Genomic DNA, 13,065 nt, shown 5'->3' on the forward strand with positions numbered 1-13,065 from the left:
TCTCGTAAAAGAGTCTTGACCATAACGGCAGGGCTCTTTTCTATTTAGGGCTATCCTGAATCAATCCAAGACGCATCTCAACTGCGCTCGATGTGACAACTACAGTTGTGCATTACTTGTCATTTCGAGCACAGTCGAGAAATATAGATGCTTAAACCCATTTCACTCTTTCAAAAAATGACAATGGGTAATTGTAAATTGTTTATTGGTAGCTGTAAATTGATTTACGGAATCCACTTGTCCTTGCCAAAATCCGGTTTACGCTTTTCCAAAAATGCGTTTCTACCCTCTTTTGCTTCGTCCGTCATGTAGGCCAATCGTGTAGCTTCACCAGCAAACACCTGTTGTCCGACCATGCCATCGTCTGTAAGGTTCATGGCAAACTTTAGCATTTTTATGGATGTGGGCGATTTGGCCAAGACTTCCTGGGCCCATTGATAGGCAGTATCCTCTAATTCATCATGAGGGATAACAGCGTTTACCATCCCCATTTCATATGCTTCTTGTGCGGAATAGTTCCTTCCTAAAAAGAAAATCTCACGGGCCTTTTTTTGCCCTACCATTTTGGCGAGATATGCGGAGCCGTAGCCGCCGTCAAAACTGGTAACGTCGGCATCGGTTTGTTTAAAAATGGCATGTTCCTTACTGGCAAGGGTCATATCGCACACCACATGTAGGCTGTGCCCTCCCCCAACGGCCCATCCGGGCACTACGGCAATGACCACTTTGGGCATAAAACGAATCAAGCGCTGTACCTCTAAAATATTTAAACGGTGGTAGCCATCGTCACCCACGTAGCCTTTATGTCCACGTGCCTTTTGGTCGCCCCCGCTGCAAAAGGCCCATTTGCCATCCTTAGAAGATGGTCCTTCGCCAGAAAGCAGCACTACCCCAATGGAGGTATCCTCTTGCGCATCGTAAAAAGCTTTGTACAGTTCGCTAGTGGTTTTGGGGCGGAACGCATTGCGTATATCGGGGCGGTTAAAGGCGATACGTGCCACGCCATTACATTTTTTATAGGTAATATCTTCGAATTCCATGGCGGTCTGCCAGTTGGGTGATTCCATAGTTGTAGTTTTTATTGAATCACAAAATAACGGAAATTCTAGATCATGGTGGTTTTGAATTACTCCTGCCGACACCACTAAAAGAATAATTTGATTAAATTAATGATTGACAACAGTTTAATGTATGCCAATCCTTGTAGGTAGTTTTATTTTTTTCAACTACCTATGAAAATCACTACTAACCTATTTACCATGAGATTGACAATTCTACTATTTTTAATATTCCTTCAAACCACTTCAATAGTTTCTCAAACCTCTCTTAAAGAAATCGACCTTAATAATGGAAAATTCAAAGTGGGATTCCAATATTATACGACCTATGATAGCACAAGAACTTACAGTAGAATATATGACTACACCAATAAAAAAATAGAAAGACCGATTCCAGTAAGTATATGGTATCCCACTGAACAGAATGTGGATGATGTTGAACCGCTGACGGTCTTAGATTATCTTGAAATTTTAAAAGAAGAGGAAGAATGGGAACATCTGCCCAATGATCAAATATTGAATTGGTTTTATTATCAAAATACCCCCGCTAATCAAAAACATCTTATAGAAGAATCTACTGCTTATGCAAATGTGGAATTTGCAAATGGAGAATTCCCAGTAGTCATCTATAGGCCAAGTTTTCAAGCGTCTTCCATTGAAAATTTTATGCTTTGTGAATATTTGGCAAGTAACGGTTTTGTGGTCATATCAAGCCCAAGTAGAGGAACGGAAACTCGCTGGTTCAGCAGCAATAATGCCAAGGAAATTGAAACACAGGCTAGGGATGCGGAGTTTTTGATCAAGGAAATAGGGAAACTTTCTTTTGTGGATTACGAAAAGATTGCTCTAATGGGGTTCAGCTTTGGGGGACTATCAAATATCATAGTGCAAAATCGTAACGACAATATAAAAGCAATCGTTAGCCTTGATGGTACAGAAAGATATCAATATGGATTACTGGAGCAATCCCCATTTTTTGATTCTAAAAAAGTAGACGTTCCGTACATTCATATGGCTCAGAAAGAAATTCCTGAAACAGTTTTAAAGGAAGATAAGATTGATTTCGAACTAAATACTGTATTCCAATTATATGATAGCATAACAAACAGCAAAGTGTATCGGTTGAGGTTTCATAATCTGACACATAGCTACTTCAGCACATTGGGAGTCCTTTTTGCAAATAGAGATGAAAGACAGGACAAAAGCGATTCTGAAATTATGGAATCGTACAAATGGGCTGCGATTTACACCTTGAATTTTTTAGAAGCTACTTTGAATAAGAATAAAAAAGCAATGGGGTTCATTGAAAACAGGCCAGAAAACAATGGGGTGGGGGAAAAACTGATAACTCAGAAAATCAAACAACAAACAAAGCAAACATTCTCGTTTCAGGATTTTAATCAGTTGGCTTCAAACCAAAACTATGAAAACTTAATACAACTACATGATTCAATTGTAGCGATGTATCCTTCGTTCGAAATTCCAGAGGGTAGTTTAAACATACTCGGATTACAACTTGTTTTCAATCCAAAAACATCATTGCAGGGAATAAACGTATTTTTATTGGCAACAAAACTTTATCCGGATTCTTCAAACCTCTATGATAGCTTGGGTGAAGGATATTTGTTCATTGGTGAGAAGAAAAAGGCCATAGAGAGTTTTGAAGAGTCTCTGGCATTGAACCCTCAAAATCCCAATGCCATTGATCGATTAAAGCAACTTAAAAAATAAAGGCCTGTTTTTCCTTCTAAAAATCAGATGTCTGACTTTTAGCGTCAATATTTTCTTGGTATGCATCAACCCCCAAATTACTTCCATTCTACTTTCGTGATGGATTAGAAACCCCAAAATATTTATATCATGAAAAAGAATTTAATTTTATTAGGTGTCCTGTTTGTAGGATTTACCTCTTTTGCGCAGAATACGAACAATGTACAACTAGGAGTGCGTGGTGGTGCCAATTTTGCCACTGTTGCAGGTGATGATTTTGATAGTCCGGATTCAAGAACATCATTTTATTTAGGCCTTTTGGCCGAAGCGCCATTGTCCGACCATGTATCGTTGCAGCCAGAGGTGTTCTACTCTGCACAAGGTTTTGATATTACCGATGAACCGGATACACCAGATGCGCAATTTCAGGTAGACTACATACAAGTTCCTGTGCTTTTAAAGTTTTATATAGCAGATGGACTTAACATTCACGGTGGCCCACAGTTTGGTTTTAAAGTGAACGAAGAACTGGATTTTAACCCAGGAGAGGATTCTGGAGATTTTGACTCAGATTCCATCAACAGCTTTGATTTTCAGGGAACCGCCGGTGTAGAATATAAATTCCCATCTGGATTTTTTATCCAAGGAAGATATTCTTACGGTTTTTCCGAAATGATCGAGGACGTCGATGTTCATAACTCCGTTTGGTCCGCAGGCCTTGGATTTATGTTCTAAAAGAACTGTACAAAAAATTGAAAAAGAAAATGGGAAACTCCATCTATTCACTTAGATGGAGTTTTTTTATGCTTAAAATGCTTTAATGATTTATTTGTTGGGTAATTTTAGTCTTTCAGGTTAAATTCATCCACAAAGTTCAACTGGATTCAAAATAATGCTCATTAGGTACTGTTTTTATAGGGTATGACACTAAGGTGACATCTAAATGTCGTGGCGCTGTCATGCATGCTACGATAACTTTGTTCCCGAACTAAAAATCATATATCATGAACAATTCATCAATCGGGGAACGATTAAAATATCAGAGAAAAATTAAAGGTTATTCCCAAGAAGAACTTGCAGACAGAACCAATGTAACCGTACGAACCATCCAACGAATAGAAAAGGAAGAGGTCTCCCCCCACCTAAATACCATCAAACTTTTGGCCATTGCGCTAGATATTGAAGTGGATGAGCTTGTTGCTTTGGATGATCCAAAAGAAGAAACCGTAAAAAAGAAATGGTTGCTCTTGATGCATGCAACACCCTTGGCCGGGTTGATCTTACCACTATTAAATGTGTTGATTCCACTTTTTCTGTGGATTCACAAGCGGGAAGATAATCCTGTGTACAACGAACATGGCATCAAGGTCATTAATTTTCAGATTACCGTATTGATACTTGCGATTTTGTCTTTTATAAGCTTACTGACTATTGAAAAGTGGGGCTTTTTCATTTTCATTTCAGTGGTACCGATTTGTATTGGAATAATGCTGTTCAACATCGTGTATGTAGTACAAAAAAATAAATGTTACTATCCGTTCTCCATTCCATTTATCAGATTGAAGAAAAGCAGAACATTTGTTTTGATGGCTTTGATGGGCATGGCGCTAATGGGCAGTTGTACTGCTCAAAAACTAGAAACCATCGAGCGTTTGGACGGTTATGTGATAACCAAGGACTCTGTAACTGCCAAAATCCACCAATTGATGGATGATGCCAAAATATATGGTACTGCCATATCAATTTTTAACGATAACCAACCTGTCTATAAAAAAGTATTTGGTTATAAAGATTATCCAAACCGTATACCATTTACCGATTCCACCAACATTTATGGGGCATCCTTTAGCAAAGCGGTATTTGGTGTTTTGGTGATGAAATTGGTTGAGCAAGGTGTTATTGACCTGGATACACCGCTTGAATCTTACTTGCCACAAAAAATATATGAATACGAACCCCAAACAAGTTGGCACGACGATTTTTCAAGTCTTAAGGAGGACTCGCTCTACACCAAAATAACTGCTAGAATGTGCCTGACCCACACCACCGGGTTTAAAAATTATCGATGGTTTGAAGAGGATTATAAACTCCGCACCCATTGGGAACCCGGCACCAAATTCGGATATAGTGGCGAGGGTTTCATTTATCTACAAGTGGTTTTGGAAAAGTTAACGGGCAAAGGTCTGGAACAGTTGGCCCAAGAATACATATTTGAGCCTCTGGACATGAAAAATTCCGCCTACGAGTGGAAAACCAGATTTGACAAGGATTTTGCATTGGGCCACGATGAAGATGCGAAAGCACTTAAAAAGGATAAGGACAATGAGCCCCGGGGCGGAGGTACTCTGGAGACGACTGCCAAAGATTACACCAAATTTCTCACCGCTGTGCTCAACCAAGAATTGATCAGTAAGGAATCCTACGAAGAAATTTTCTCCCCACATATCAGAATTAAGACCGAAAAACAGTTTTATGAAGGTGAAGGCAAAATCACGGATAAATATGATGACATCAATCTTGGGTATGGTCTTGGCTGGGGTTATTTTGAAACACCATACGGAAAAGCGGTTTTTAAGGAAGGACATGGAAGCGGATTTGTACATCATTCCGTTTTGTTCCCTGAGACCGGAAAAGGTATTATGATCATGACTAATTTCGAGAACGGCAACAGTATTTTCAAGGAATTGTTGGAGGTGATAATGATGGATACTTACACACCCTGGGAGTGGGAAAATTATATTCCGTACGATAAAAAATGACCCACTTTTATAACATTACAAGTATCTTTACTAGAACATAATAGAATTTTTCAGAAGAGTATGGCAAAGAAAAAGTACATCATATCGGTAATACAATTAAACCTGGACAACACACCCGAAAACAATTTGGTCAAATGTACCGAATGGGTAAAAAAGGCAGCAAGTAAAGGGGCCGAGGTCATTTTACTGCCCGAACTGTACAGTAGCCATTATTTTTGCCAGAGCGAGGACACGGAGAACTTTGCGTTAGCGGAACCACTTTATGGCACTTCTTTCAAGGCGTTCAGTGCGTTGGCAAAAGAACTCGGTGTGGTCATAATAGTTCCGTTTTTTGAAAAACGAATGGCCGGAGTGTACCATAACAGTGCCTACATAATCGATACGGACGGAACAGAGGCCGGACTATATCGCAAAATGCACATTCCGGACGATCCACATTTCTATGAAAAATTCTATTTCACCCCAGGAGATCTCGGGTTCAAGAACATTCCGACCAAAAAAGGAAATATAGGTACCTTGATTTGTTGGGACCAGTGGTATCCGGAAGCTGCAAGATTAACGGCTTTGCAAGGAGCGGAAGTACTCTTCTACCCTACTGCCATTGGCTGGCATCCCCAGGAAAAAGAGGAATTTGGTGAAAAGCAGCACGGTGCTTGGATGAATGTAATGAAAGGACACGCCGTTGCAAATGGGGTCTATGTGGCTGCCGCCAACCGAATCGGGCTTGAAAAATATCTTCCGGACACTAATGGTATCGAATTTTGGGGATCCTCCTTTATTTGTGGCCCCCAAGGAGAGATCTTGGCGCAAGCATCCAATGATCAGGAAGAAATATTAATGGCCGAAGTAGATTTAGATCTTCAGGAAAATGTAAGGCAAAATTGGCCGTTCCTCAGGGACAGGCGTATAGATATGTACGGTTCCATTACCAAACGTGCCATCGACTAATATGAAGAAGGAAAATTGGGTATTCCCCGCAGAATGGGAAAAGCAAGAGGGCATTTTGCTTTGTTTCCCACATAATGGTAACGATTGGCCAGGTAAATACGGAGCCATTCAATGGGCCTTTGTGGAATTCATCAAAAAAGTTTCGCAATTTGAAAAGGTGATTCTTGTGGTTTCATCAGAAAAGCTTCAGGTTAAAGTACATGGTTTGCTGGGCACGGCGCACGTTAACATGGAGAAAGTTTCCTTTATCGTGCACAAGACCAACCGGAGTTGGATGAGGGATTCGGGCCCTATCATCGTCAAAAATGGAAAGAAACGGAAAGCAATCAACTTTAACTTTAATGGTTGGGCAAAATATACCAATTACAAACTGGATAAACACGTGCCCAAAAAGGTCTCGGATTTTTTAAATATTCCTGTTGAACACGCAGTGTATAAAGGAAAACCCATTGTTTTGGAAGGCGGAGCCATCGATGTGAACGGTAAGGGCACCTTGATCACTACAGAAGAATGCCTTTTGGACCCTAATGTTCAGGTAAGAAACAAAGGTTTTATCAAAGAAGATTATGAGGCTATTTTTAAGGAGTATTTTGGAGTTACCCATACCATATGGTTGAAAGACGGTATCAAAGGTGATGATACACACGGACACGTTGATGATTTAGCTCGATTTGTAAATGAAGAAACTATTGTCACCGTGGTTGAAAATGACCCCAAAACATCCAATTATGTTACGCTACAAGAAAATTTGAAGCGTTTGAAGCAGGCGAAGTTGGAAAATGGGAAATCACCAAAGATTATCGAGCTGCCAATGCCCCATCGCTTGGAATTCGATGGTTTGGAATTACCAGCCAGCTATGCAAATTTCTTGATTTTGAACAAAGCTGTTTTGGTGCCAACCTTTAATGATAGTCGTGATCGTGAAGCTTTGAATATCTTGTCAGAGGTATTCAAGGATAGAGAAGTAATCCCAATAAATGCCATTGATTTAATATGGGGATTCGGAACTTTACACTGTCTAAGTCAGCAAATACCAGTTTAGGTACAACCTTTATTCTTTTCCTCAATCCATTTGGCCATGTACTTAGTGCTCATCATGGTTTGGTATTGTAACAACTTTCCAATAAAATTTTGTTTACGGTGAGTTTCCAATACGCTGCGTATGTGGTTCACTCGCTCCACCAGTCGGTCTTGTAAAAATGCTCCATCATACATAGTTTGAAGAAGTTCGAGCCCCTGCTCTTGAGCTGTTTCCCATAAGTCTTTGCTTTGATGAAGTTTTACGGAGATTTGGGCAAAATCTTTCCAATTATTTGTGATCGAGCCGTTCCAAGGAAGATCTTTGTGCATACCTTCCGCACCTACCGTGGTAGTTACGCTGGGCGTTCCAGTTCGCATGGCATCCATTAGTTTCCCCTTTATACCAGCTCCAAACTGTAAGGGTGCCAACAGTACTTTTGCCTTATTGAGTACGACATCCACATTTTCGGTCCATCCTTTCACATAAAAACCTGATTTAGGATGGTGCATTTGACTTACTTGTTGCGGTAAGTATGCGCCATAAATGTGAATTTCAGCGTCAGTTAATTCTTTTCTTATGCTAGGCCATATCTCTTGTTTTAGAACTTTAACAGCATCAATATTCGGGCTATGCTTACCATTGCCAATGCTTACGAAGCCTTGTCTATCTTCAAAAGAGGTAAACTTTTTCCTGGATATGGCCGAAGCATCGATCATGAAAGGTAAATGCATGAGCAACTCCGATGGAATATGTAGTTCTTTTTGTAAAATCTCCATTTCGTAAGTGGAAATTATTAGACTAAGGTCACAACGATAGGTACTGGCTATTTCCCGTAAGGTCATTGGATGGTTTTTCCAATCATCGATTACAAAGGGACTTTGTTTTTTTTGAGCTTCTTCCCTAGCCTTTCGTAAAGCATGTAAATCTTCTGTATTGAGGATGCGTAACGCTTTTGGGGCAAATTCAGCGACGCGCCATCCAAATTGCTCTTCGACCATAAATCGGTCAAAAATGACAATGTTGGGCAAAAGTTTTTTAATAAAATCATCAAAACTCGAATCGTTGAGTTGTATGGCGACTTCGGCGACTCCAATTTTTTCTAAATCCAGACTATACTCCGTTCTGCTTGCCGTACTAGCAAAGGTGATGTTGTAACCAAATTTTAAAAATGCTCCCAATAATTGTTGCATACGACAGCCGGCAGCAGTAGTGGTCGGCTCTGGCCATACAGACCCAATGACAAGGAGTTTTTTTAACATACTAAATTACATGTACATGGGTAAATGGTAAAAGTACTACGTCAGAATCCAATAATCCAGATTTACATTTTGGCCGCAAACATTTTGGAAATACTCGAGCGCAGTTTACGTTCATAATCCTCCTCCAGCCACTCTTTGTAGTTTTTTGTGTTGTTCATGATGCAGTACGAATACTGCTTAACACGATACTGGATTTCATCTTTGAGCTCTTTGGCCAAAATTCGGGCATCGAATACATCCTCACTGTTTTCCACGCATATTTGGGCGTGCTGCTCAATACTTTTTTCAAGGACCAATTTTGATTTTTTGCCCTGCGCGAAAATCTTTTTATATTCTTCTTTTACATCAAAGGTGATGTTGTTCGAGTTACTGAATTTAGCACGAAGCTCATCTGGCATCTCATAAACAAAATCACGCTCGATTTCCTCATCATTTTTAATGTTCTCCAAATAAAAGTCCGGAAAATGGAATATTTCCTGCCAATCGATCGGCGCATCCCATGGGCCAAAACGCGCAATATTGTTACCCATATCGATTACGTTGAACTCATTTTTGTTTGGAAGAACCCTAGAGCCTCTACCGATCATTTGGAAATACAAGGTGAGTGATCTTGTGGCCCTGTTCAAAATAATGCTCTCAACCGTAGGTTCATCAAAACCTGTGGTGAGAATACTAACTGAGGTCAATATGGCATCGGGGGTTTCCGCGAACCACTCCAGAATCTCTTTTCGCTCCGTGGCCGTGTTTTTATTGTCCAAGTGCCTAACGTTATAGCCTGCTTTTTTAAAGGTCTCATAAACGTACAGGGACGTGTTGATACCGTTGTTGAAAATCAACGTTTTTGTGCCCTTGGCAATCTCCTCGTATGCTGTGAGCAGTTTACCGAGCATACTGTGGGCACTGTAAAATTCATCGGAAGATTTTACGGTATAGTCCCCATTAATGCCCAGTTTTAGGGTACGTAGGCTAACATCGTAATTGTATAGATTGGCCTTGGCCAAGAAATTTTTATCGATCAACGATTGTATGGACTCCCCAATGATCAAATGCTTGTAATTGTCCTTCATGGGGAGTTTAATGTTGGAACTCAATGGTGTGGCCGTTACTCCCAAAATGGTGGCCTTGTCAAAATATTTAAAGAGTTTCCTAAAGGAATTGTAGTGAGCTTCATCGATAATGACCAAGCCAATATTGTTGATTTTGACTTTTTCTTCCTGTAAACGGTTGTTCAGGGTTTCCACCATGGCAACAAAGCACATGTAATCGTCCTGATCATAAAGCTCTTTAACTTCACTGTTGATGACTTTGTTGGCTACTCCAAATCCCTTGAGCATTTTGGAAGTTTGTTTACTAAGCTCTATTCGGTGTGTGAGTACCATTACTTTTTTTCCGGTCTGCTCGATAAACCTGCGGGTGATTTCAGAAAACACCACTGTCTTTCCGCCTCCTGTTGGTAGTTGGTACAAAATGTTGGTACCCTCCGGAAGCTCGTCCAGTTGGGTGAAGATTTTGTTCAGGTCTTCTTCCTGATAACCGTATAATGTTTTCTTCTTGACTTTTTTGTTTACCTCCAAAGGGAAATGCGTTATGGATTGTTAAATAAAAAACCCTACAAAATTAGGGGTTTTTTGCGCTTGAGACCAATCCTTCTTGGCTTTTCTATCAAAATTGTATTAACAATTAAAATATCACGTCTTTTTTTGCGAATCGCTTATTTGCTCATAACATTTTGATAACAATAACATTTTGGACTTGGAAAAATGCATATTATAATGTATAATGATAGTTTATAACACTAGTAAACCAGATACAAGAATGAGGCAGCTAAAAATCATCAAACAGGTCACGAACCGTGAATCCAAATCACTTGACAAATACTTGCAGGATATCAGCAAAATCGATTTGATCACCGCGCAGGAAGAAGTTGAGCTAGCACAGAAGATCAGGACCGGAGACCAAGCTGCTTTGGAAAAATTAACCAATGCAAACTTAAGGTTTGTGGTATCCGTTGCAAAACAGTACCAGAATCAAGGGTTGAAGCTCCCAGATTTGATCAATGAAGGAAATGTTGGATTGGTAAAAGCAGCCAAACGTTTTGATGAAACCCGTGGGTTTAAATTTATTTCCTATGCTGTTTGGTGGATTCGCCAGTCCATTCTGCAAGCTTTGGCGGAGCAGTCCCGTGTGGTACGTTTGCCATTGAACAAAATTGGATCCATAAATAAAATAAAAAAGACATTTTCATATCTGGAGCAGGCACATGAACGTCCACCATCCCCAGAAGAGATTGCCAAAGAATTGGACATGACGGTTTCCGAAGTGAAGCAATCATTGAAAAATACAGGTCGACACGTATCCATGGATGCGCCATTAAAGGAAGGTGAAACTTCCAATCTATACGATGTTCTAAATGCCGGGGATTCTCCAAAACCAGACAAAGGGCTGATGCACCAGTCTCTGAACACGGAGATAAACAGAGCTTTGGACACCTTATCGCCAAGAGAGGCCGATGTGGTACGGTTGTACTATGGTATAGGGGACCAACCGTCCATGACTTTGGAAGAAATAGGAAGCACATTTGATTTGACAAGGGAACGTGTGCGTCAGATTCGGGAGAAGGCCATTCGAAAATTAAGACATACATCAAAAAGTAAAATCTTGAAATCCTATCTTGGATAAGCCAAGACAGTTAATAAAATAGAAAAGGGGATGTTTTTTTACAACATCCCCTTTTCCATGATATACACATAAACATCATTGCTTGCTCAAAAGACTAATATCAAAGTCAGTGAGCATGTCTTTCAAATCTTGAATAAAATTCAAGTAAGCGGCGTTTTCTTTGTTTGGGTTTTTCATGGTAATAAGTGTTGGGTTGTTGGCTAACTATAGGTAATCAAGTTCGGCAAGTTCGTTTACTGTCAAAATTTCGTTGAGTTCTTGTAAAAAGGCTAAGTACTCTTCTCCGTAGGTATCGTATAACATGGTAATCTTTGGTTTTGGTTCGGGGGTTTTTAGGTATAACGCAGTTTCACATATAACATTATGTTGCTTTCACAAATTGTGGTGAACATATCAAATTATGAAGTGAAACGTTTTTATTTCATATTTAAAATATCAAGTTCAACTTCAAAATCAAGTTCGTTGTCTATTTTGCTCGGCCTAATATTGAACTCGTCATAAATAAAGCAAAGATTCATGGGCAATCTTCTTCGCTCTGCATCGGACAACACACCCAATTTTGACTGCAGTTCGTTTTTAATGGCAAAAGCCTTGTTACTTATTTTTGGATTATGATGGAATTCCAATTCAGAAAGGAAAGGTATCTCTTTCCTATCCCCTACCTTCAACATTTCATCCAATAACATTAATTGGCACTCCAAGTCTTCCGTATGTTGGAACAAAGGATAAAATATACTTTGAAGGTATTCGGGCAGTTGGTTGTTTTCCATCTTGATTTTGTGTTAGATTGTACGGAATATCTCCATTTCAAAATCTATTTGCTCTTGAATGCGTGGATATTCTTGAAGAAATTGATCGTACAAAAAGTAAAGGTGTTTTTTATCCCTATCCGTTTTGCACAACCTTGAAATTTGTTGGGTTACTTCCAAAAGCCCTGATGTCTTCATCATACGCAATGAAGGCATTATTTTTTGGCAGGAAAGCTCAAGCTCAGTATAATTTTCGTTCATTAGATTGACTTTGGCACTTCCAACAAACTCAAAAATGTTTTGTTTGAACATGCGCACCAACTCTTCCAACAGTTCAATTTGCCCCATGCAATCCTCCAAAACGGGTTGGAGATCAATTTTTTGGGAAGAAAAACCAGCTTGAAGGCTCTTCTCTATAAATTCAAAATCGGTTGACATACGTTCTGTATTTTTATTCTGATCTTGAGGCTTCTCTTGTATGTTCTGTATCCTTTTCTTAATCTCTTCCACAATACTTTTTTGTGGTTCAGAAAGATTTGTTTCCTCCAAGGATTTTATAAGCATCAAAATTTCGTTGTCATTCGGGGCAGTAAACGATTTGCTATCAGAACCTTGGATGCCTACGTTTTTGTAAAGGTCTTCGAGTTGCTTCATTTCGGAAATCCCAAAAACTTTGCTTTCAAGTCCAAACTTGAACATTTCAAAAGTCTTTTTAAGTTCCCCAGCCTCAACTACTCCCAATTCTTCATAAGAAAAAGAACTCAAACCTATTTCAAGCTTTTCCAGATACGTTAACAATTCGCGTGTTCCCAATTTTTTGCGTTAATGGTTATTAATCACATTAAAAATGTTGATTAAACTGAGGGATTACAATTTATTGTT

General features: G+C 39.5%; 11 protein-coding genes. 6 read left to right on the forward strand and 5 right to left on the reverse strand.

Going from position 1 to position 13,065, the window contains the following annotated elements; genetic code table 11:
* Positions 1 to 224: 224 nt before the first annotated feature.
* Positions 225 to 1,067, reverse strand: coding sequence for a 1,4-dihydroxy-2-naphthoyl-CoA synthase (locus tag DCK90_RS09875; RefSeq protein ID WP_108246048.1), 843 nt, complete (start codon positions 1,065 to 1,067; stop codon positions 225 to 227).
* Between the two features lie 192 nt (positions 1,068 to 1,259).
* Between DCK90_RS09875 and DCK90_RS09880 the strand changes: the two genes are divergently transcribed.
* From DCK90_RS09880 to DCK90_RS09900, 5 genes are all read left to right on the forward strand, one after another.
* On the forward strand, positions 1,260 to 2,789 hold the full coding sequence (locus DCK90_RS09880; RefSeq protein ID WP_108246139.1) for a prolyl oligopeptidase family serine peptidase: 1,530 nt from the start codon (positions 1,260 to 1,262) through the stop codon (positions 2,787 to 2,789).
* 129 nt (positions 2,790 to 2,918) lie between these two features.
* Entirely contained in the window at positions 2,919 to 3,503 is a 585-nt protein-coding gene (locus tag DCK90_RS09885) for a porin family protein (protein WP_108246049.1), read from the forward strand.
* 269 nt (positions 3,504 to 3,772) lie between these two features.
* Entirely contained in the window at positions 3,773 to 5,527 is a 1,755-nt protein-coding gene (locus tag DCK90_RS09890; protein WP_108246050.1) for a serine hydrolase, read from the forward strand.
* A 60-nt stretch (positions 5,528 to 5,587) separates the two neighbouring features.
* Positions 5,588 to 6,475 (forward strand): carbon-nitrogen hydrolase, encoded by an 888-nt coding sequence (locus tag DCK90_RS09895; protein ID WP_108246051.1) that lies wholly within the window; start codon positions 5,588 to 5,590, stop codon positions 6,473 to 6,475.
* A gap of 1 nt (position 6,476) precedes the next feature.
* On the forward strand, positions 6,477 to 7,517 hold the full coding sequence (locus tag DCK90_RS09900) for an agmatine deiminase family protein (RefSeq protein WP_108246052.1): 1,041 nt from the start codon (positions 6,477 to 6,479) through the stop codon (positions 7,515 to 7,517).
* On the opposite strand, the gene DCK90_RS09905 is transcribed toward DCK90_RS09900, so the two are convergent.
* Positions 7,514 to 8,755 (reverse strand): glycosyltransferase, encoded by a 1,242-nt coding sequence (locus tag DCK90_RS09905; RefSeq protein WP_108246053.1) that lies wholly within the window; start codon positions 8,753 to 8,755, stop codon positions 7,514 to 7,516. The genes DCK90_RS09900 and DCK90_RS09905 overlap by 4 nt on opposite strands.
* Positions 8,756 to 8,817: 62 nt before the next feature.
* Positions 8,818 to 10,329 (reverse strand): DEAD/DEAH box helicase, encoded by a 1,512-nt coding sequence (locus tag DCK90_RS09910; protein WP_108246054.1) that lies wholly within the window; start codon positions 10,327 to 10,329, stop codon positions 8,818 to 8,820.
* Between the two features lie 241 nt (positions 10,330 to 10,570).
* Between DCK90_RS09910 and DCK90_RS09915 the strand changes: the two genes are divergently transcribed.
* On the forward strand, positions 10,571 to 11,434 hold the full coding sequence (locus DCK90_RS09915) for a sigma-70 family RNA polymerase sigma factor (RefSeq protein ID WP_108246140.1): 864 nt from the start codon (positions 10,571 to 10,573) through the stop codon (positions 11,432 to 11,434).
* Positions 11,435 to 11,850: 416 nt separating this feature from the next.
* Here DCK90_RS09915 and DCK90_RS09920 read toward each other — a convergent pair whose 3' ends face one another.
* Complete coding sequence (locus DCK90_RS09920; RefSeq protein WP_108246055.1) at positions 11,851 to 12,204, reverse strand: hypothetical protein; 354 nt, start codon at positions 12,202 to 12,204, stop codon at positions 11,851 to 11,853.
* A 12-nt stretch (positions 12,205 to 12,216) separates the two neighbouring features.
* Positions 12,217 to 12,996, reverse strand: coding sequence for a hypothetical protein (locus tag DCK90_RS09925; RefSeq protein ID WP_108246056.1), 780 nt, complete (start codon positions 12,994 to 12,996; stop codon positions 12,217 to 12,219).
* Positions 12,997 to 13,065 lie beyond the last annotated feature (69 nt).

Origin of the sequence: Muricauda brasiliensis, from assembly GCF_003057865.1 — a bacterium.
Lineage (GTDB): Bacteria > Bacteroidota > Bacteroidia > Flavobacteriales > Flavobacteriaceae > Flagellimonas > Flagellimonas chongwuensis.

What these genes read in the sequence shown, in the direction of transcription:
- DCK90_RS09920 (WP_108246055.1), bottom strand. Translation starts at nt 12,204, where the DNA reads ATGGAAAACAACCAACTGCCCGAATACCTTCAAAGTATATTTTATCCT.
- DCK90_RS09915 (WP_108246140.1), top strand. Translation starts at nt 10,571, where the DNA reads ATGAGGCAGCTAAAAATCATCAAACAGGTCACGAACCGTGAATCCAAA.
- DCK90_RS09890 (WP_108246050.1), top strand. Translation starts at nt 3,773, where the DNA reads ATGAACAATTCATCAATCGGGGAACGATTAAAATATCAGAGAAAAATT.
- DCK90_RS09900 (WP_108246052.1), top strand. Translation starts at nt 6,477, where the DNA reads ATGAAGAAGGAAAATTGGGTATTCCCCGCAGAATGGGAAAAGCAAGAG.
- DCK90_RS09880 (WP_108246139.1), top strand. Translation starts at nt 1,260, where the DNA reads ATGAGATTGACAATTCTACTATTTTTAATATTCCTTCAAACCACTTCA.
- DCK90_RS09875 (WP_108246048.1), bottom strand. Translation starts at nt 1,067, where the DNA reads ATGGAATCACCCAACTGGCAGACCGCCATGGAATTCGAAGATATTACC.
- DCK90_RS09895 (WP_108246051.1), top strand. Translation starts at nt 5,588, where the DNA reads ATGGCAAAGAAAAAGTACATCATATCGGTAATACAATTAAACCTGGAC.
- DCK90_RS09885 (WP_108246049.1), top strand. Translation starts at nt 2,919, where the DNA reads ATGAAAAAGAATTTAATTTTATTAGGTGTCCTGTTTGTAGGATTTACC.
- DCK90_RS09905 (WP_108246053.1), bottom strand. Translation starts at nt 8,755, where the DNA reads ATGTTAAAAAAACTCCTTGTCATTGGGTCTGTATGGCCAGAGCCGACC.